Below are 20274 nucleotides of genomic sequence, written 5' to 3' on the forward strand. Positions count from 1 at the left end.
TGGCGCAGTTTCGCCGATAAGTAGAAGAAGAGATTTACTAACTTCCGAATATGACCTTGAACCCGACTCAACAAGTACTCTCATTCTATGGCTAAAATCATCGGCATCATTGTCGTATTCGCGAGCGTGCTCGGCGGGTACGTGCTCTCCCACGGCAAGATCGCGGCGCTGATCCAGCCTTTCGAGGTCCTGATCATCGGCGGTGCCGCCCTGGGCGCTTTCCTGCAGTCCAACCCCGGCTACATGACCATGCACGTGGTCAAGAAATCCCTGAGCATGTTCGGCTCGCGCTTCAGCCATGCCTTCTATATGGAAGTGCTCGGCCTGATCTACGAGATCCTCAACAAGAGCCGTCGTGAAGGCATGATGGCGATCGAGGGTGACATCGAGGACGCCGCGGCCAGTCCTATCTTCGCCAAGTATCCTGCTGTCCTCAAGGATGAGCGCATGACCGCGTTCATCTGCGATTACCTGCGCATCATGTCCTCGGGCAACATGGCTCCCCATGAACTGGAAGGCCTGTTCGAGATGGAACTGCTGAGCATGAAGGAAGAGCTCGAGCATCCATCCCATGCCGTCACCGGCGTGGCCGACGGCATGCCCGGTTTCGGTATCGTGGCGGCGGTACTGGGTATCGTGGTGACCATGGCCTCCCTGGGGGATGGCGACCAGAAGTCCATCGGTCTGCACGTGGGTGCGGCACTGGTGGGTACCTTCTTCGGTATTCTCGCTGCCTATGGCTTCTTCGGTCCGCTGGCGCAATCGCTGGCCCACGATGCCAAGGAAGAGCTGAACGTCTACGAGGCGATCAAGGCCTCCCTGGTGGCCTCGGCCTCCGGCATGCCGCCGTCGCTGGCGGTGGAATTCGGGCGCAAGGTTCTCTATCCGAAGCATCGGCCGAGTTTCGCCGAGCTGGAACAAGCGGTTCGCGGTCGCTGAGTCATGGAGAATAATCAGCCGATCATCATCAAGCGCGTCAAGCGCTTTGGCGGCGGGCACCATGGCGGTGCCTGGAAAATCGCCTTCGCCGACTTCGCGACGGCGATGATGGCGTTCTTCCTGGTGTTGTGGCTGCTGTCCACCGCGACCCCGGAGCAGAAGATCGCCATCGCCGGCTACTTCAAGGACCCGATCGGTTTCTCCGAGAGCGGTACGCCCTACATCATCGACCTGGGCGGTTCGCCGACGCTGGCGCCGGACAAGACGCTCAACCCGGAAGTGAAGTCCCAGCCGCAGCCGGACAAGGTCACGGTCGACACCGAACAGGTGGAGGGCATGGCCGAACAGCTCGAGAAGGAGCGCCTGGAGCTGCTCCTGCAGGAATTGCAGAACAAGGTCGATGAAAGTCCGCAACTGCAGAAATTCAAGGACCAGATCCTGTTCGAGATCACCCCGGACGGCTTGCGTATCCAGATCATGGACGCGGAAAACCGGCCGATGTTCGACTCCGGCAGTGCGCGTCTGAAGCCTTACTTCGAGGACATCCTGCTGGCGATGGCCGACACCATCAAGGCGGTACCGAACAAGGTCAGCATCAGCGGCCATACCGATGCCAAGCCATATGCAGGCACTGGTGATTTCGGCAACTGGGAACTGTCGGCCAACCGCGCCAACGCCGCGCGTCGGGCGCTGGTGGCCGGCAGCTATCCGGACTCCCAAGTGGCGCGGGTGGTGGGTTATGCCTCGTCGGCGCTGTTCGACAAGGCGGATCCGTTCAACCCGGTCAACCGCCGTATCGACATCGTCGTGCTGACCAAGAGGGCCCAGAAAGCCATCGAGGGTGAGCAGGGGGCGGACGAGGCCAAGCCGGATGCCAATGCGCCGGCGACCCCTGGCGTGCCAGGTGCTTCGAGCGCTGCGCCAGCCGATCCGAATGCGCTGCCGGCGGACAAGCAGCCGCTGCCGGCCCACGAGGTGCGTCAACGCCTGAACATCTTCGAGGATGGCGTATTGAAGATGGACGAGACGGGCAAGCCCAGAACCGGCTCCTGAGCCAGAAACGACAAGGCCGCGATCATCGCGGCCTTGTCGTTTGGGTCATCTCAATAGCTGTCTTGCGGCAGGCTGGCGATGATCGAGCGGTAGCTGTTCATTCGCTGCTGCTGGATACGCCCGTCTTCCAGAGCCTTGAGCAGGGCGCAACCGGGCTCGCGGTCATGCTTGCAGTCGCGGAAGCGGCAGGTGCCGAGCAGGTCGGTGAACTCGATGAAACCGGCTTCGACATCGGCGCGGCTGACGTGGCCCAGGCCGAATTCGCGAATACCCGGGGAGTCGATCAGTTCGCCGCCGCCGGGGAAGTGGAACAGGCGCGCGGTGGTGGTGGTGTGGGTGCCCTGGCCGGACAGCTCGGAGAGCGGACCCACGCGGGTTTCCACCTCGGGCAGCAGGCTGTTGACCAGCGACGACTTGCCGACCCCTGACTGGCCGACGAACACGCTGATGCGCCCGTCCAACTGCTGTTGAAGCTGCTCCATGCCATTGCCGTGATGAGCCGAGACCTCCAGCAGCGGATAGCCCAGTTGCCTATAGACCGCCAGCAGCGCATTCAGGGCTGGGGCGTTGTGCTCGTCGATCAGGTCGAACTTGTTCAGTAGCAGCAGCGGCCGGATGCCCGCGTGCTCGGCGGCCACCAGGTAGCGATCGATCAGGTTGGCGTGGGGTTCAGGCAGCGGAGCGAAGACGATCACGATCATGTCGACGTTGGCCGCCACCGGCTTGAGCTGGCCGCGGCTGTCCGGGCGCTTGAGTTCGGTGGTGCGTGGCAGTTGCGCGACGATCACGCCGATGCCCTGGTTGCCGGGGCGCCAGACTACCTGGTCGCCGGTCACCAGCGCCGGCAGGTTGGCCCGCAGGTGGCAGCGGAACACCTGGCCCTTGAGTTCGCCCTCCAGGGCCTCGACCTCGACCTGCACACCGAAGTGCGCAATCACCAGGCCGGTCTGTTCGGGGCCCAGGTCGCCGCCCTCCAGTGCTTCCACGGCCTGTGACTCGCGTTTGGCGGCGCGTGCGGCGCGTTCGCCCTGGATCTTTTCGATGCGCCAGTTCTGGCGGCGGTTGAGCTGGCGTTTGGCCATTGGTGTTCCGTGTGGTCGAATCGTCGGGGAGGGTCAAGCGGTCGCGAGTTTAGCACGCCCGGCAAGCGCAGCCTGCGCTAAACTGTGCGGCTATGCCGAGGAGTCAAGCTATGCAAAATCCACAGAACCTGATCTGGATCGACCTGGAGATGACCGGTCTCAACCCGGACACCGATGTCATCATCGAAATGGCCACCATCGTCACCGACAGCGATCTCAACACCCTGGCCGAAGGCCCGGTGATCGCCATCCACCAGAGCGACGAGATCCTGGCCGGCATGGATGAGTGGAACACTCGCCAGCACGGCGGTTCGGGCCTGACCCAGCGCGTGCGCGAGAGCCGCATCGGCATGGCCGAGGCCGAGGCGCAGACCATTGCCTTCCTGGAGCAGTGGGTGCCCAGGGGCAAGTCGCCGATCTGTGGCAACAGCATCTGCCAGGACCGCCGCTTTCTCGCGCGCCACATGAAATCCCTGGAAAGCTATTTCCACTACCGCAACCTGGATGTCTCGACCTTGAAGGAGCTGGCGGCACGCTGGGCGCCGCAAGTGCGTGACAGCTTCCAGAAAGGCAGTACCCACCTGGCGTTGGACGACATCCGCGAATCGATCGCCGAGCTGCAGCACTACCGCAAGCACTTCATCAAGTTCTGAGCGGTCGCGGGAGGCTCCTGCGGTGATCAGTGGGCCCCGGAGTGACTGGCCCGGCGGTTGCGCTCTTTTGGTGCGCCGGGCAAATGAGTAGACTGCGCGGCTTCTCCTGCCCGGATCGCCATCATGCTGCTGATGCTCTACCTCGTCGCCATTACCGCTGAAGCCATGACCGGGGCGCTGTCGGCCGGACGACGCGGCATGGACTGGTTCGGCGTGGTGCTGATCGCTTGCGTCACCGCTCTGGGCGGTGGCTCGGTGCGCGACGTGTTGCTGGGGCATTACCCGCTGACCTGGGTCAAGCACCCGGAATACCTGGTGCTGACCTCGGTCGCGGCCCTGGTGACGGTGTTCATCGCCCCGCTGATGCGCCACCTGCGTTCGCTGTTCCTGGTGCTCGATGCGCTGGGCCTGGTGGCCTTCACCCTGATCGGCTGCATGACGGCCCTGGAAATGGGACAGGGCCTGATGGTGGCCTCGGTCAGCGGGGTGATTACCGGCGTATTCGGTGGCGTGTTGCGGGATATCTTCTGCAATGACATCCCACTGGTATTCCGCCGTGAGCTCTATGCCAGCGTCTCCTTCGCCGCCGCCTGGTGCTTCCTGGGTTGCACCTACTGGCAGTTACCCAGCGAGCAGGCGATTCTGATCACGCTGTTCGGCGGGTTCCTGCTGCGCCTCCTGGCGATCCGCTTTCACTGGGAAATGCCCAAGTTCATCTACAACGACGCCCACTGAAGGCACTAGCCTGGTTGCCCGGCTCGCTCGGCATGCTGGTTCAGGGCCCATTGCACATGCTCCCGGACCAGTTCCGAGGGATAGTCCCGCCGGCTGTTGAGGGCTTCGAGCACGTTGATGGTTGATGGCGCGTTGCCCAGGCCAACGGCCAGGTTGCGCAGCCAGCGTTCGTAGCCGGCCCGGCGCAGTGGCGAGCCCTCGGTGTTCTTCAGGAAGGTTTCCTCGTCCCAGCGGAACAGCTCTGCCAGCCCGGCGTTATCCAGGCTGTGCCGGGGTTGGAAGTCGCTCTCGGTGCTGGGGCGGGCGAAGCGGTTCCACGGGCAGACGACCTGGCAGTCGTCGCAACCGAATACCCGGTTGCCGATCAGCGGGCGCAGTTCTTCCGGAATGGCCGTCTTCAGCTCGATGGTCAGGTAGGAAATGCAGCGTCGGGCATCCAGCACGTAGGGGCCGACGAATGCTGCCGTGGGACAGATATCCATGCATGCCGAGCAACGGCCGCAATGCTCCGTGGCATGAGGCTCGTCCACCGGTAGCGGCAGGTCGACGAACAGCTCGCCAAGAAAGAAGTAGCTGCCGGCCTTGCGATTGAGTACCAGGGTGTTCTTGCCGATCCAGCCCAGCCCGGCCTGTTCGGCGATGGCTTTCTCCAGCACCGGGGCGCTGTCGACGAAGGCGCGGTAGCCGAAGGGGCCGATCACCTGCTGGATGCGCTCGGCCAGCTGTTGCAGGCGTTTGCGGATCAGCTTGTGATAATCGCGCCCCAGGGCATAGCGTGAAACGTAGGCCTTTTCCGGTTCGGCCAGGCGCTGGACCATCTGCGTATCGCCCGGCAGGTAATCCATGCGCAGCGAGACCACCCGCAGCGTGCCCGGCACCAGTTCGTCCGGGTGCGAGCGTTTGCTGCCGTGGGCCCCCATGTAGTCCATGTCGCCGTGATAGCCCGCATCCAGCCAGCGCTGCAGGTGCTGCTCGTGTTCGCCCAGTTCCAGGCCTGCGATGCCCACCTGCTGGAAGCCCAGTTCGCGAGCCCATTGTTTGATGGATTGGGCAAGGGCGGGGAGGTCGAGGCTATTTACAGGCATGAGACAGGAGAAACCTAGGCTTTGGTGCGTATAATTCTGCCAGACATCGGAGCCGAACGACGCATGCCGCAGACCAAACCGCCTTTTCCCGATATTCAGTCGCTGACACCGGCGACCTTGCCGAGGCTTCCCGCGCGTCAGCCGGCTGCCCACAAGGGCCAGTTCGGCCATGTGCTGCTGATCGGCGGTGACCGGCGTTTTGGCGGAGCGATCCTGCTCGCTGCCGAGACGGCCCTGCGCGGTGGTGCCGGGCTGGTCTCCCTGGCCACGCGCCCGGAGCATGTGGCGGCCTCGCTCGCGCGCCTGCCCGAAGTGATGGTGCTGGGCGTCGAGTCGGCCAACCAACTGATGGAAGTCCTCCGGCAGGCCAGCGTGGTGGTGGTCGGCCCGGGCCTTGGGCAGTTCGCCTGGAGTCGCAGCCTGCTCTCGGTGGCGGCGAATGCCTTAGTGGCGCAGGTCTGGGATGCCGATGCGCTGAACCTGCTGGCCAGTGGCGAGGCGTGTCTGCCGGCCGACAGCGTGATCACCCCGCATCCGGGGGAAGCGGCGCGATTGCTCGGGCTGACGACTGCCCAGGTGCAGGCCGATCGGGCGGGCGCGGCGCGGGCGTTGGCGACGAAGTACCAGGCGGTCTGCGTGCTCAAGGGGGCCGGTAGCCTGGTCGTCGCGCCCGATGGGCGAGTGTCGGTCTGCGAGCGCGGACATCCGGCCATGGCCACGGCCGGGCTGGGGGACGTGCTCGCGGGCCTGATCGGTGCGTTGCGGGCTCAGGGCATGGCAGGCTTCGAGGCCGCCTGCCTGGCCGTCTGGCTGCATGCGCGCGCCGGAGAGTTGCAAGGTGAAAAAGGCCGTGGGCTGGCGGCCAGTGATCTGATTCCAGTCATTCGTCAGTTGTTGGAGGAGCAATCGCCGTGTCTGAATTAACCCTTCAATTGCCTGATGAAGAGAGCATGGTGGCATTTGGCCGGAACATCGCCGAAGTCACCGCCGGTGTCGGGGTGATCTTTCTCGAAGGCGATCTGGGCGCCGGCAAGACCACGCTGTCGCGAGGCATCATTCGCGGCCTGGGGCACACCGGCGCGGTCAAGAGCCCGACGTTTACTCTGGTCGAGCCGTACGAATTCGCTGAAGTTCGTGCCTACCATTTTGATCTGTATCGCCTGGTCGACCCGGAAGAGCTCGAATTCCTGGGGATTCGCGACTATTTCGAAGGCGATGCGCTCTGCCTGATCGAGTGGCCCGACAAGGGTGCAGGCTTTTTGCCAAAGCCCGACCTGACCATTACCATTAGCCCGCATGGCGGCGGACGTTCGCTGCATCTGTTGTCCCAGGGATCGCGCGGCGATGCCTGGTGTGCCGCATTGGCATTGGAGTTCAAATAGAGAATGGGGTTTGGTATGCGCATTCGCGCGTTGCTTGCAGTCGCAGGATTGTTGCTTGCGGCACTGACCGTCGACGCCGTGGCGGCGACACAGGTCAAGAGTGTTCGACTGTGGCGAGCCCCGGATAACACGCGATTGGTCTTCGACCTGTCTGGCGCGGTCCAGCACAGCGTCTTCACGCTGACGGCGCCCGATCGCCTGGTGATCGACATCAATGGCGCGACCCTGGCCAGTCCGCTGAACGTACCGACGGCCAATACGCCGATCACCAGCGTGCGTGCGGCTCAGCGCACGCCGACCGACCTGCGGGTGGTGGTCGACCTGAAGAAGCCGGTCACCCCCAAGAGCTTCACCCTGGCACCGAATGCGCAATACGGCAACCGCCTGGTGGTCGACCTGTTCGACAACCCGGCCGACGCCGCGCCGACACCGACGCCGGCCTCCAACCCGGCGCCAAGCGTGGCGACCCTGCCGGCCGTTCCGGTGACACCGGCGGAACCTGCGATCAAGCTGCCGCCGGCACCGGCCGGCAAGCGCGATATCATCGTGGTGATCGACGCCGGCCACGGCGGCGAAGACCCGGGTGCCTCCGGTTCCCGTGGCCAGCACGAGAAAGACGTGGTGCTGTCGATCGCTCGTGAACTGCAGCGCCAGGTCAATGGCCAGAAGGGCTATCGCGCCGAACTGACCCGTACCGGCGACTATTTCATTCCCCTGCGCGGGCGTACCGAGATCGCCCGCAAGAAAGGCGCCGACCTGTTCGTCTCGATCCACGCCGACGCCGCGCCGTCGGCGGCTGCGTTCGGTGCTTCGGTGTTCGCCCTGTCCGATCGCGGCGCGACCTCCGAGACCGCGCGTTGGCTGGCCGACAGCGAGAACCGCTCCGACCTGATCGGCGGTGCCGGCAATGTCAGCCTCGACGACAAGGACAAGATGCTCGCCGGTGTGCTGCTCGACCTGTCGATGACCGCGTCGATGACGTCCAGTCTGAACGTCGGGCAGAAGGTCCTGAACAACATCGGCCGGGTCACCCCGCTGCACAAGCAGCGTGTCGAGCAGGCCGGTTTCATGGTGCTCAAGTCGCCGGATATTCCATCGATCCTGGTGGAAACCGGCTTCATCTCCAACTCCAACGAGGCCTCCAAGCTGGCGTCGACCAGTCACCAGCAGGCGTTGGCGCGGTCCATCAGCAGTGGTATTCGCCAGTTCTTCCAGCAGAACCCGCCGCCGGGCACGTATATCGCCTGGTTGCGTGATTCCGGCAAGATCGCCCAGGGGCCGCGGGATCATCGCGTCGCACCGGGTGAGACACTGGCGATGATCGCCGTGCGCTACCAGGTGTCGGTGGCGACCCTGCGCAGCGTCAACAACCTTGCCAGTGATGAGCTCAAGGTCGGCCAGACCCTGACGATTCCCGGCACTGAACTGGCGGCCAAGCAATGAGTGAGTCGGCCTTGAAGGAACGCGCCCGTATCGAGCTGCTCAGCCCGCGCCTGGCCAACCAGATCGCCGCGGGCGAGGTGGTCGAGCGCCCGGCTTCGGTGATCAAGGAACTGTTGGAAAACAGCCTCGACTCCGGCGCCAAGCGTATCGACGTGGATGTCGAACAGGCCGGGGTCAAGCTCTTGCGGGTGCGTGACGATGGCAGCGGCATTTCCGCCGATGAGCTGCCCCTGGCCCTGGCGCGGCACGCCACCAGCAAGATTCGCAACCTGGAAGACCTCGAGCAGGTGATGAGCCTGGGGTTCCGTGGCGAGGCCCTGGCGTCCATCAGTTCCGTGGCGCGCCTGACCCTGACCTCGCGGACCCGCGACGCCGATCAGGCCTGGCAGGTGGAAACCGAAGGGCGGGAGATGGAGGCGCGGGTCCAGCCAGCGGCCCATCCGGTCGGTACCTCGGTGGAAGTACGCGACCTGTTCTTCAATACGCCGGCCCGCCGCAAGTTCCTCAAGGCCGAGAAGACCGAATTCGATCATCTGCAGGAAGTGATCAAGCGCCTGGCGCTGGCCCGCTTCGACGTGGCCTTTCACCTGCGCCACAACGGCAAGGGCATTCTGGCCCTGCACGAAGCCCATGACGACGCCGCCCGCGCCCGGCGCGTGGCGGCGGTCTGTGGTCCAGGCTTCCTCGAACAGGCGCTGCCGATCGACGTCGAGCGCAACGGTCTGCACCTGTGGGGCTGGGTCGGTTTGCCGACCTTCTCCCGTAGCCAGGCCGACCTGCAGTACTTTTATGTCAATGGCCGGGCGGTGCGCGACAAGTTGGTGGCCCACGCGGTGCGCCAGGCCTATCGTGACGTGCTGTTCAACGGGCGGCACCCGACTTTCGTGCTGTTCCTCGAGGTCGACCCCGCGGCGGTGGACGTCAACGTGCATCCGACCAAGCACGAAGTGCGCTTCCGTGACGGGCGCATGGTTCACGACTTCCTCTACGGTACCCTGCACCGCGCCCTGGGCGACGTGCGCCCGGAAGACCAGTTGGCCGCGCCTGCGGCGGTCGCCGGCATCGTCCGCCCCACGGGCCTGGAGGCCGGCGAATTCGGCCCCCAGGGCGAGATGCGCTTGTCGGCCAACCTGCTTGAGCAACCTCGGGCGCAGCCCTTTTCGCCTTCCACGGCGCCTGCCGGTTCGGGGTCGGGAGCCGGCTACCAGTATCAGTACCGTCCGCAGTCGACGCAGATGCCGCCGGCGGCGGAGACGCAGAGCGTCTATCGCGAGTTTTACGCACCGTTGCCCGGTTCGGATGCGCCAGCCCAGGCCCTGCCTGAGGGGCAGGGGGACGTTCCGCCGCTGGGTTACGCGCTGGCGCAGCTCAAGGGGATCTACATTCTTTCGGAGAACGCCCAGGGCCTGGTGCTGGTGGATATGCATGCCGCCCACGAGCGCATCATGTACGAACGGCTGAAAATCGCCATGGCCAGCGAAGGTTTGAGCGGCCAGCCGTTGCTGGTGCCCGAGTCCCTGGCGCTCAGTCAGCGCGAGGCCGATTGCGCCGAAGAACACGCGGCCTGGTTCCAGCGCCTGGGCTTCGAGTTGCAACGCCTGGGCCCGGAAAGCCTGGCCATCCGGCAGATCCCAGCCCTGCTCAAGCAGGCCGAGGCGAACCGGCTGGTGCAGGACGTGCTGGCGGACCTGATGGAGTACGGCACCAGTGACCGGATCCAGGCGCACCTGAACGAACTGCTCGGCACCATGGCCTGTCACGGCGCCGTACGGGCCAACCGGCGGCTGGCGCTGGCGGAAATGAACGCGCTGCTGCGGGACATGGAAAATACCGAGCGCAGCGGCCAATGCAACCATGGTCGTCCGACCTGGACTCAACTGGGTCTCGATGACCTGGACAAACTTTTCCTGCGCGGACGCTGATGACAGCTTCAAACCCCTTCCCGCCGGCGATCTTCCTGATGGGGCCGACGGCGGCCGGCAAGACCGACCTGGCCATCGAACTGACCAGGGTGTTGCCTTGTGAACTGATCAGTGTCGATTCCGCCCTGGTTTACCGGGACATGGACATCGGCACCGCCAAGCCGTCGAAGGCGCTGCTGGCCCAGTTCCCCCATCGCCTGATCGACATTCTCGACCCGGCCCAGAGCTATTCCGCCGCCGAGTTCCGCCAGGATGCCCTGGCGGCCATGGCCGATATCACCGCGCGGGGCAAAATTCCCCTGCTGGTCGGTGGTACAATGCTCTACTACAAGGCTTTGCTCGAGGGCCTGGCCGACATGCCGGCGGCCGACCCAAAGGTTCGCGCCGAGATCGAGCAGGAGGCTGCGCGCCTTGGCTGGCAGGCCCTGCACGATCAGTTGGCAATCGTCGATCCGGAGTCGGCGGCACGGATTCACCCCAACGACCCGCAACGCCTGAGTCGGGCGCTGGAGGTCTATCGGGTCAGCGGCTTGAGCATGACGGCCCATCGGCAGCGACAATCTGCGCAAAGTACTGACGCAGCCGCTTCGGGACGCCCGCAATTACCCTATACTGTCGCCAATCTGGCCATCGCTCCAGCGAATCGCCAGGTGTTGCATGAGCGGATTGCACAAAGATTCACACAAATGTTGGAACAGGGATTCGTTGACGAGGTCGTAGCCCTGCGTAAGAGAAGTGACCTGCATGTCGGGTTGCCGTCTATACGTGCTGTAGGCTACAGACAAGTCTGGGATTACCTGGATGGCAAGCTGACGGCGGCTGAAATGCGCGAGCGCGGTATCATCGCCACGCGCCAGTTGGCCAAGCGTCAGTTTACCTGGTTGCGCAGCTGGGCGGACCTGCACTGGCTGGACAGCCTGGATTGCGACAATCTGCCACGCGCCTTGAAATACCTCGGGACGATCTCCATATTGAGCTGAGTCCCTGCAAATGCCGTCTATCCTTGGGGGGTGACGGCACAAGTCACTGTTTGCTCATTTTTATTATCGATCCTTAAAGGAGTGCGGCACATGTCAAAAGGGCATTCGCTACAAGACCCTTACTTGAACCTCTTGCGTAAAGAGAAAGTCTCGGTTTCCATCTATCTGGTCAACGGGATCAAACTGCAGGGCTCGATCGAATCCTTCGACCAGTTCGTGATTCTGCTGAAGAACACCGTCAGCCAGATGGTCTACAAGCACGCTATCTCGACAGTGGTGCCGAGTCGTCCAATTCGCCTGCCTAGCGCAAGCGATTCCGAACATGGCGACGCTGAGCCAGGTAACGCCTGATAGGAGTCTCCTTTGTTCTTTGAGCGCCACGGTGGTGGTGAGCGGACCATTCTCGTTCACTTGGAAGGTCAGGACCCTGAGGCGCGCGAAGATCCGCAGGAGTTTCAGGAGTTGGCATCATCGGCTGGCGCCGAGACCGTCGCGCTGTTCAGCGTGCCGCGTCATCGGCCAACCGCCAAATATCTGATTGGCACTGGCAAGGTCGAGGAGCTTCGCGACCTGGTCAAGGCCGAGCAGATCGATATCGTGATATTCAATCACGTCCTCACGCCCAGTCAGGAACGCAACCTCGAACGTGCTTTCGAGTGTCGCGTGCTGGATCGCACGGGCCTGATTCTCGATATTTTCGCCCAGCGCGCACGTACCCATGAAGGCAAGCTCCAGGTCGAACTGGCCCAGCTTGAGCACATGAGCACGCGGCTGGTGCGCGGCTGGACCCACCTTGAGCGGCAGAAGGGCGGGATCGGCCTGCGTGGCCCTGGTGAAACCCAGCTGGAAACCGACCGGCGTCTGTTGCGCGTGCGCCTGCGGCAGATCAAGGGTCGTCTGGAAAAGGTGCGCAGCCAGCGCGAGCAGTCCCGTCGGGGGCGCAAGCGCGCCGACATCCCGACCGTATCGCTGGTCGGCTACACCAACGCCGGCAAATCCACGCTGTTCAACGCGGTCACCGCCTCCGAGGTGTATGCCGCCGACCAGTTGTTCGCCACTCTCGACCCGACCCTGCGCCGTCTCGACCTGGATGACCTGGGCCCCATCGTCCTGGCCGATACCGTGGGTTTCATCCGGCATCTGCCACATAACCTGGTCGAGGCATTTCGCGCTACGCTCGAGGAATCGAGCAACTCCGACCTGCTGCTGCACGTGATCGATGCCGCCGAGCCGGACCGGATGCTGCAGATCGAGCAGGTGATGGTGGTGCTGGGCGAGATCGGTGCCCAGGACTTGCCGATCCTCGAGGTCTATAACAAACTCGATCTGCTCGAGGGCGTCGAGCCGCAGATCCAGCGTGGCGAGGATGGCAAGCCGCAGCGGGTCTGGCTTTCGGCCCGCGACGGGGTGGGGCTGGAGCTGCTCGAGCAGGCGATTGCCGAGCTGTTGGGCAACGATTTGTTCGTCGGCACCTTGCGCTTGCCACAGCGTTTTGCTCGACTGCGTGCACAGTTCTTCGAGTTGGGGGCGGTTCAGAAGGAAGAACACGACGAAGAAGGTGCCTGTCTCCTGTCGATTCGCCTGCCCATGGCCGAGCTCAATCGGGTGGTCTCGCGCGAAGGCATGAAGCCGCCTGAGTTCATCGAACAACACACTTTGCAATAAAAGCCTGACAAAGCGGTTGTGCCGCTGTCGCAGGCATTCTGTAGCATTGGTCGGCGCGCCGTGGGTGCGTCTTTGCTTTATCAGATGGAGAGCGCTATGGCTTGGAATGAGCCGGGTGGCAACTCGAACAATCAGGATCCCTGGGGTGGCAAGCGTCGTAACAACGGCGATCGCAAGGGGCCACCGGATCTCGACGAGGCCTTCCGCAAGCTGCAGGAAAGCCTGAATGGGTTGTTCGGTGGCGGAAAGAAACGCAGTGACGACGGTGGTGGATCGGGCGGCAATGGCGGCGGTTTCGGTCTGCTGGGCATCGGTCTCGTCGTGCTGGCGGCTGTCTGGCTGTACAGCGCCGTGTATGTCGTGGACGAACAGGAGCAGGCCGTGGTGCTGCGCTTCGGCAAGTACTACGAGACGGTCGGCCCGGGCCTGAACATCTATTTCCCGCCGATCGACAAGAAGTACATGGAAAACGTCACGCGTGAGCGTGCCTACACCAAGCAGGGGCAGATGCTGACCGAGGACGAGAACATCGTCGAGGTGCCGCTGACCGTGCAGTACAAGATCACCAACCTGCAGGACTTCGTGCTGAACGTCGACCAGCCGGAAATCAGCCTGCAGCAGGCGACCGACAGCGCCCTGCGCCATGTGGTGGGTTCCACCGCCATGGACCAGGTGCTGACCGAGGGTCGCGAGCAGATGGCCAGCGAGATCAAGGAGCGCCTGCAGCGTTTCCTCGATACCTATCGCACCGGCATCACCGTGACCCAGGTCAACGTGCAGAGCGCCGCGGCGCCGCGTGAGGTCCAGGAAGCCTTCGATGACGTGATCCGTGCCCGTGAAGACGAGCAGCGCTCGCGCAACCAGGCCGAAGGCTACGCCAATGGCGTGGTGCCGGAAGCCCGTGGTCAGGCCCAGCGCATCATCGAGGATGCCAACGGCTACCGCGATGAGGTGATCTCCCGCGCCAAGGGTGAGGCCGACCGCTTCACCAAGCTGGTCGCCGAGTACCGCAAGGCGCCGGAAGTCACCCGCCAGCGCCTGTACCTGGACACCATGCAGGAAGTCTTCAGCAATACCAGCAAGGTGCTCGTGACCGGCAACAAGAACGGCCAGAACAACCTGCTTTACCTGCCGTTGGACAAGATGATCCAGAACAGCCCGGCCAGCAGCTCGCCGGTCACCGGTTCGGCCGCTGCCAGCAGCAACACGGACACCGTGCCGCATATTACTGACCTGCCGCAAACGCGCACGAGGGAGAGCCGCTGATGAGCAATAAATCGCTGATCGCCCTGATTGTCGGTGTCATTGTGGTACTGGCTGGCTGGAACTGTTTCTACATCGTGCTGCAGACCGAACGTGCCGTGCTGCTGCAGTTCGGTCGCGTGGTGCAGACGGATGTCCAGCCCGGTCTTCATGTGAAGGTTCCCTATGTCAACCAGGTGCGCAAGTTCGACGCCCGCCTGATGACCCTGGATGCCCCGACCCAGCGTTTCCTGACGCTGGAGAAGAAGGCCGTGATGGTCGATGCCTACGCCAAGTGGCGGGTCAAGGATGCCGAGCGCTTCTATACCGCGACTTCCGGCCTCAAGCAGATCGCCGACGAGCGTCTGTCGCGCCGCCTGGAGTCCGGGCTGCGTGACCAGTTCGGCAAGCGCACCCTGCACGAGGTGGTCTCCGGCGAGCGTGACGCGCTGATGGCTGACATCACCGCTTCGCTGAACAAGATGGCCGAGAAGGAGCTGGGTATCGAGGTGATCGATGTCCGGGTCAAGGCGATCGACCTGCCGAAGGAGGTGAACCGCAGCGTATTCGAACGCATGAGCACCGAGCGTGAGCGTGAGGCTCGTGAGCATCGCGCCAAGGGTAACGAGTTGGCCGAGGGCATTCGTGCCGATGCCGATCGCCAGCGGCGGGTGTTGTTGGCCGAGGCCTATCGTCAGTCCGAGGAGACTCGCGGTGACGGTGATGCCCAGGCCGCCGCCATCTATTCCAAGGCCTACGGCCAGGACCAGGAGTTCTATGCGTTCTATCGCAGCCTGCGTGCCTACCGCGAGAGCTTTGCAAACAAGAGTGACGTGATGGTGCTGGATCCGAGCAGCGACTTTTTCCACTATCTGGAAAAAGCCAAGCCCTGATCCGTCGCGCATCTACACACCCGCTGGGCGGCTAAAATGCCTGGCGGGGTGATCCTTTCGGAAAACGGGTGTATGATGCGGCAGCCGGGAAATTCCCGGCTTTTTTGCGTCTGCATGTTTGATTAACGGCAGATGGTTGGAAAACGGGTTGATCGACCCGACAGGTTTTTCGAGGAAAGTGGTAGACGAAGCCGGTTTCGGCTGTTTCGTCGCGCCCCGCTTGCGCGCGCGTTAACCATTTTCTGCTTCACTCAAGGCTCGCCTGTGGGCTGGCCGCCCGGATCATGGGGGAAAGGCGTAATGGCAACGGTAGACCGCTGGCTCTTGCCAGATGGCATCGAAGAAGTACTGCCACCTGAAGCGGCGCGAATTGAAGTGGCGCGTCGCCAGGTGTTGGATCTGTTCCAGAGCTGGGGCTATGAGTTCGTTGTCACCCCGCATATCGAGTACCTGGAGTCCCTGCTGACCGGGGCCGGCCAGGATCTGGACCTGCGTACCTTCAAGGTGGTCGACCCGCAGTCCGGGCGGCAGATGGGTTTTCGTGCCGACATCACGCCGCAGGTGGCGCGTATCGACGCCCATACCCTGCGCCGTGCCGGCCCGAGCCGCCTGTGCTACGCCGGCAGCGTGCTGCACGCGCAGCCTCGGGCCCTGTCGACCTCGCGCAGTCCGATCCAGTTGGGCGCCGAGCTGTACGGCGACGCCAGCCCGAGCAGCGACGTCGAGGTCATCAGCCTGATGCTGGCGATGCTGCAACTGGCCGATGTGCCCGATGTGCACATGGATCTTGGGCATGTCGGTATCTACCGTGGCCTGGCCCGTGCGGCCGGCCTGTCCGGTGAAGTCGAGCAGCAGTTGTTCGATGCCCTGCAGCGCAAGGCCATCGACGAGGTGATCGATCTCACCGACGGCCTGCAGCCGGACCTGGCGGCGATGCTGCGCTCGCTGGTCGAGCTGTGTGGCGGTCGCGAAGTGCTGGCGGCGGCGCGGGTACGCCTGGCCGGGGCCCCGGCTCCGGTCATTGCGGCGCTGGATGACCTGCTGGCGATCGCCGAGCGTCTGTCCGTGCGTTTCCCCGATTTGCCGCTGTACTTCGATCTGGGCGAATTGCGTGGCTACCACTACCACACCGGCGTGGTGTTCGCCGTGTTCGTGCCGGGTGTCGGGCAAGCCATCGCCCAGGGCGGTCGTTACGACGATATCGGTGCCGACTTCGGTCGTGCCCGCCCGGCAACCGGCTTTTCCACCGATTTGAAAACCCTGGTGACCCTGGGGCGTGCTGAGGTCGAGCTACCGTCCGGCGGTATCTGGATGCCTGACAGCGCGGATGCGGCTCTCTGGCAGACGGTCAGCCAATTGCGCGGCGAGGGTCAGCGTGTCGTTCAGGCATTGCCTGGACAACCTTTGGCCGCCGCCCGCGAAGCGGACTGCGACCGGCAATTGATGCTGCAGAACGGGCTTTGGCAAGTGTTGCCGCTGGTTTCTTGAGTTTTCCCGCCGGCGGCTGCCGGCACCAAGTTTGCGCGAATGAGGACAAGTGTTATGGGTAAGAATGTCGTAGTCCTGGGCACCCAGTGGGGTGATGAGGGCAAAGGCAAGATCGTCGATCTGCTGACCGAACATGCTGCCGCCGTAGTGCGCTACCAGGGTGGCCACAACGCGGGTCACACCCTGGTGATCGACGGCGAGAAAACCGTCTTGCACCTGATCCCGTCTGGCGTGCTGCGCGAAGGCGTGCAGTGCCTGATCGGCAATGGCGTGGTGGTTGCACCGGACGCCCTGCTGCGTGAAATCACCAAGCTGGAAGAAAAAGGCGTACCGGTGCGCGAGCGCCTGCGTATCAGTCCGTCCTGCCCGCTGATCCTGTCCTACCACGTGGCCCTGGACCAGGCGCGCGAGAAAGCCCGCGGCGAGCAGAAGATCGGCACCACCGGGCGTGGTATCGGCCCGGCGTACGAAGACAAGGTTGCCCGTCGCGGCCTGCGTATCGGCGATCTGTTCCATCGCGAGCGTTTCGCCGCGAAGCTGGGCGAGTTGCTCGACTATCACAACTTTGTGCTGGTCAATTACTACAAAGAGCCGGCCATCGACTTCCAGAAAACCCTGGACGAGTGCATGGAGTACGCCGAGCAGCTCAAGCCGATGATGCTCGACGTCACCGCCGAACTGCACAGCCTGCGTCGCGATGGCAAGGACATCATGTTCGAAGGCGCCCAGGGTTCGCTGCTGGACATCGACCACGGCACCTACCCGTATGTCACCAGTTCCAACACCACCGCTGGCGGTATCGCCACCGGTTCCGGCGTTGGTCCGATGTACCTGGACTACATCCTGGGTATCACCAAGGCCTACACCACTCGTGTCGGTTCCGGTCCGTTCCCGACCGAGCTGTTCGATGACGTCGGTGCCTTCCTGGCCAAGCGTGGTCATGAATTTGGCGCCACCACCGGCCGTGCCCGTCGTTGCGGCTGGTTCGATGCCGTCATCCTGCGTCGCGCCATCGACGTCAACAGCATCTCGGGCCTTTGCCTGACCAAGCTGGACGTCTTGGACGGCCTGGAGACCATCAATATCTGCGTGGGCTACAAGAACGAGAACGGTGCCGTCATCGACGCGCCGACCGATGCTGACAGCTACATCGGCCTGGAACCGGTCTACGAGCAGATGCCGGGCTGGAGCGAGTCGACCCTGGGCGCCAAGACCCTGGAAGAGCTGCCGGCGGCGGCCCGTGCCTATATCAAACGTATCGAAGAGCTGGTCGGCGCACCGATCGACATTATTTCGACGGGGCCGGACCGCAACGAAACCATCGTCCTGCGTCATCCATTCGCCTGATAAGTCGTTGATGTAAATCAAAAAGGGTCCCTTCTGGGGCCCTTTGTCGTTTCTGTCTGTTGTGCGGCACGACCCTTGCTGGGATTATCTTCTAAAAAAGTGTGCCATCACATTAATGGCGCCAACGTGGAGGAGTCTTCGGTGTCGGCCATTCTCTCGCTGTTACAGAGTCGTTTGCTGCGGCCTGTGTTCATTACCCTGGGTATCGCCCTTTTGGTGCAGGTGCTCGTGGCGGTTGCCCTGACCCGAAGCACGGTCACCGCACTCGAGGCCGATCTTGGTAGTCGTCTGGGTGTTGACAGTCAGAAGCTCTCCGGTGAACTGGAGCAGGCTGGCAAGGAAGTGACGTCGAGCCTTGATAGTCTTTCTGCCAGTACCCGCCAGCGGTTGACGGCTGGCCTGTCCGCGCGCTTGAAGGATGAGCAGGGGCAGTTGCGGGCAACTTTGGAAAAGGACCTCAAGGATTCGGCCAACGATATGGCGCAGTTGCTCGCGTCGGTCGCTCCGCGGGCCATGTGGGACAATGATGTGCCCACTCTCTCCGAATTCGCCCGGCGCGCCCAGCGCAATCCCAACGTGCTGTTCGTGGTGTACGACGATGCCAATGGCGAGCATCTGACCCGTTATCTGAATCGGGAGAACCCGATCAACAAGGCGCTGCTGGAGAAGGGGCAGGGCGAGCGGGCGATGGACAAGCTGCTCAATGCGGCGAGGAACGACCCTTCGGTCTACTACCTCGAGGCCTCGATCAGCCCCAATGGCGTGGAAATCGGCAAGGTGTTGATGGGGGTGTCGACCGCTTCGGTCGATATCGACCTCAAGGCGTTGGACCAGCGCTTCTCGGCCCTGATCGCCAGCAGCGACCAGTTGGTGGGTGACAGCCTCAAGGGGGCCGCCGCCGACAGCTCGACGGCGATGCGGGCGCGCCTGCAGTCGGCGCAGTCGACGGCTACGCAGATGCAGGCCAATACCGCCGGCGCGGTCCAGGAGGCGGCGCAGACCTTGCGTTGGCGGATCGGTCTGGGCCTGGCGCTGGTCGGCCTGGGTGTATTGTTACTGCTGGCCGTGGTGCTGGGGCGCAGGGTGGTCAGCAAGCTGCATCTGCTGATCGCCGCACTCAATGACCTGGCGGCGGGTGAGGGTGATCTGACCAAGCGTGTGCAATTGGACAGCAATGACGAGATCGGCCACATGGCTTCGGCGGTCAATCGCTTCGTCGACAAGCTGCAGCCGATCGTTCGCGAGGCGGGAGATGTAGCCCAGCGCACCGGCGTCGAGATCGGGGCGATGAGTTTGCGCAATGCCGGTGCCGACAAGGCCGCCGAGTTGCAGCGTGATGAGGTGGAGCAGAGCCTGCGGGCGCTGGAGCGCATGGCTGACGAGGCGCAGTCGGAAAGCCAGGCGATGCAGGCGGCGCTCCAGCAGGTGGTCGATATCCGCCAGGCCACCGACGAGAACACCCGGACTTCGGCCCAGGTCGGTGGTTTGATCGAAGCCTTGGCAGTGCAGGTCGACACCGGTTCCAAGGTGATCGAGCGGCTGGCCCAGCAAAGCGAACAGATCGAGGTGGTGCTGACGGTGATCCACGGTATCGCCGAGCAGACTAACCTGTTGGCCTTGAACGCGGCCATCGAGGCGGCTCGTGCTGGCGAGACCGGGCGCGGCTTTGCGGTGGTGGCCGACGAGGTGCGGGCGCTGGCAAGCAAGACCCAGAGCTCCACGGGGGATATCCAGGCACATATCGGCGCCCTTCAGCAAGGTGCGCGTGAGGCGGTGGCGGCTATTGGTCAGGCCGGACGCCAGGCCAACGAGGGGCTGGCGGTGCTGCGCAATAGCGCCAAGCTGCAGCAGACGGTGCAGGCTGCAGTCGAGCAGGTACATGCGGCTATCGGCCTGGCGACCCAGGCCGCCGCGCAGCAGGCGGAGGGCGCGCATGCCGTGCGTGGAAGGGTCGAGGTGATTCATGCCCAGGCCGAGCGTGCGGCGCAGGCGGTGGTGGAGACCACGGCCAGTGGCAAGGTGCTCGATAGTCTGGCGGCGCAACTCAAGGCGAGCCTGGGGCAGTTTCGGGCCTGATGAGCCTCTTTCGGTCGCCTTGCGCGGCGACCTTGTGGGGGGCCGGCTTGCTGGCGATAGCGGTGCATCAGCCAACGAGGATGGCGACTGACTGATCGCAATCGCCAGCAAGCCGGCTCCCACGGAGGAGGGCTGTCCTTCAGGGGGCATCAATCCGCCCGCGGGGCGGTCCAGAGGGGGCGGTTTGGGAAATTCTGTCGGGCCGGAAACGCAAAAACCCGCTTTCGCGGGTTTTTGGAGAACTCCAGAATTTCTGAAGTTTGAAATTGGTGCCCAGGAGAAGACTCGA

At 63.5% G+C, this 20274-nt stretch carries 18 protein-coding genes; 16 read left to right on the forward strand and 2 right to left on the reverse strand.

Annotated elements, in window-relative coordinates:
* Positions 1 to 87: 87 nt before the first annotated feature.
* Entirely contained in the window at positions 88 to 939 is an 852-nt protein-coding gene (gene motA / locus K675_RS0103165; protein ID WP_017902060.1) for a flagellar motor stator protein MotA, read from the forward strand.
* A 3-nt stretch (positions 940 to 942) separates the two neighbouring features.
* Positions 943 to 1992 carry a flagellar motor protein MotB gene (gene motB / locus K675_RS0103170; RefSeq protein WP_017902061.1) on the forward strand — a complete coding sequence of 350 codons (1050 nt, stop codon included), beginning with the start codon at positions 943 to 945 and terminating at the stop codon, positions 1990 to 1992.
* A gap of 50 nt (positions 1993 to 2042) precedes the next feature.
* Here the strand turns inward: motB and rsgA are convergent, their stop codons facing one another.
* On the reverse strand, positions 2043 to 3074 hold the full coding sequence (gene rsgA / locus K675_RS0103175) for a small ribosomal subunit biogenesis GTPase RsgA (RefSeq protein WP_017902062.1): 1032 nt from the start codon (positions 3072 to 3074) through the stop codon (positions 2043 to 2045).
* 110 nt (positions 3075 to 3184) lie between these two features.
* Between rsgA and orn the strand changes: the two genes are divergently transcribed.
* Positions 3185 to 3727 (forward strand): oligoribonuclease, encoded by a 543-nt coding sequence (gene orn / locus K675_RS0103180; RefSeq protein WP_017902063.1) that lies wholly within the window; start codon positions 3185 to 3187, stop codon positions 3725 to 3727.
* A 120-nt stretch (positions 3728 to 3847) separates the two neighbouring features.
* A complete protein-coding gene (locus tag K675_RS0103185; RefSeq protein ID WP_186683423.1) occupies positions 3848 to 4462 on the forward strand; it encodes a trimeric intracellular cation channel family protein in 615 nt (204 codons plus the stop codon).
* A gap of 5 nt (positions 4463 to 4467) precedes the next feature.
* Here K675_RS0103185 and queG read toward each other — a convergent pair whose 3' ends face one another.
* Complete coding sequence (queG, locus tag K675_RS0103190; protein WP_017902065.1) at positions 4468 to 5547, reverse strand: tRNA epoxyqueuosine(34) reductase QueG; 1080 nt, start codon at positions 5545 to 5547, stop codon at positions 4468 to 4470.
* A gap of 63 nt (positions 5548 to 5610) precedes the next feature.
* Here queG and K675_RS0103195 point away from each other — a divergent pair, with 63 nt between their 5' ends.
* The 12 genes from K675_RS0103195 (at position 5611) to K675_RS0103250 (ending at position 19985) form a co-directional block, all read left to right on the forward strand.
* Positions 5611 to 6471 (forward strand): NAD(P)H-hydrate dehydratase, encoded by an 861-nt coding sequence (locus K675_RS0103195; RefSeq protein ID WP_017902066.1) that lies wholly within the window; start codon positions 5611 to 5613, stop codon positions 6469 to 6471.
* A complete protein-coding gene (gene tsaE, locus K675_RS0103200) occupies positions 6459 to 6929 on the forward strand; it encodes a tRNA (adenosine(37)-N6)-threonylcarbamoyltransferase complex ATPase subunit type 1 TsaE (protein ID WP_026144876.1) in 471 nt (156 codons plus the stop codon). The genes K675_RS0103195 and tsaE overlap by 13 nt, the downstream gene beginning before the upstream one ends.
* Positions 6930 to 6932: 3 nt before the next feature.
* A complete protein-coding gene (locus K675_RS0103205; protein WP_198291605.1) occupies positions 6933 to 8372 on the forward strand; it encodes an N-acetylmuramoyl-L-alanine amidase in 1440 nt (479 codons plus the stop codon).
* An 11-nt stretch (positions 8373 to 8383) separates the two neighbouring features.
* Positions 8384 to 10294 carry a DNA mismatch repair endonuclease MutL gene (gene mutL / locus K675_RS0103210; protein WP_198291606.1) on the forward strand — a complete coding sequence of 637 codons (1911 nt, stop codon included), beginning with the start codon at positions 8384 to 8386 and terminating at the stop codon, positions 10292 to 10294.
* Complete coding sequence (gene miaA / locus K675_RS0103215) at positions 10294 to 11274, forward strand: tRNA (adenosine(37)-N6)-dimethylallyltransferase MiaA (protein ID WP_026144878.1); 981 nt, start codon at positions 10294 to 10296, stop codon at positions 11272 to 11274. The genes mutL and miaA overlap by 1 nt, the downstream gene beginning before the upstream one ends.
* A 90-nt stretch (positions 11275 to 11364) precedes the next feature.
* Positions 11365 to 11625 (forward strand): RNA chaperone Hfq, encoded by a 261-nt coding sequence (gene hfq / locus K675_RS0103220; protein ID WP_017902071.1) that lies wholly within the window; start codon positions 11365 to 11367, stop codon positions 11623 to 11625.
* 12 nt (positions 11626 to 11637) lie between these two features.
* Complete coding sequence (gene hflX / locus K675_RS0103225; protein WP_017902072.1) at positions 11638 to 12939, forward strand: ribosome rescue GTPase HflX; 1302 nt, start codon at positions 11638 to 11640, stop codon at positions 12937 to 12939.
* 96 nt (positions 12940 to 13035) lie between these two features.
* Positions 13036 to 14205, forward strand: coding sequence for an FtsH protease activity modulator HflK (gene hflK / locus K675_RS0103230; protein ID WP_017902073.1), 1170 nt, complete (start codon positions 13036 to 13038; stop codon positions 14203 to 14205).
* Positions 14205 to 15074, forward strand: coding sequence for a protease modulator HflC (hflC, locus tag K675_RS0103235; RefSeq protein WP_017902074.1), 870 nt, complete (start codon positions 14205 to 14207; stop codon positions 15072 to 15074). Before hflK ends, hflC begins: the two co-directional genes overlap by 1 nt.
* A 300-nt stretch (positions 15075 to 15374) precedes the next feature.
* Positions 15375 to 16562, forward strand: coding sequence for an ATP phosphoribosyltransferase regulatory subunit (locus tag K675_RS0103240; RefSeq protein WP_017902075.1), 1188 nt, complete (start codon positions 15375 to 15377; stop codon positions 16560 to 16562).
* A 54-nt stretch (positions 16563 to 16616) separates the two neighbouring features.
* Positions 16617 to 17909 carry an adenylosuccinate synthase gene (locus K675_RS0103245; RefSeq protein WP_017902076.1) on the forward strand — a complete coding sequence of 431 codons (1293 nt, stop codon included), beginning with the start codon at positions 16617 to 16619 and terminating at the stop codon, positions 17907 to 17909.
* Between the two features lie 141 nt (positions 17910 to 18050).
* Entirely contained in the window at positions 18051 to 19985 is a 1935-nt protein-coding gene (locus K675_RS0103250) for a methyl-accepting chemotaxis protein (RefSeq protein WP_017902077.1), read from the forward strand.
* Positions 19986 to 20274 lie beyond the last annotated feature (289 nt).

Source organism: Pseudomonas fuscovaginae SE-1, from assembly GCF_000364705.1.
In the GTDB taxonomy this organism is placed as follows: domain Bacteria; phylum Pseudomonadota; class Gammaproteobacteria; order Pseudomonadales; family Pseudomonadaceae; genus Aquipseudomonas; species Aquipseudomonas fuscovaginae_A.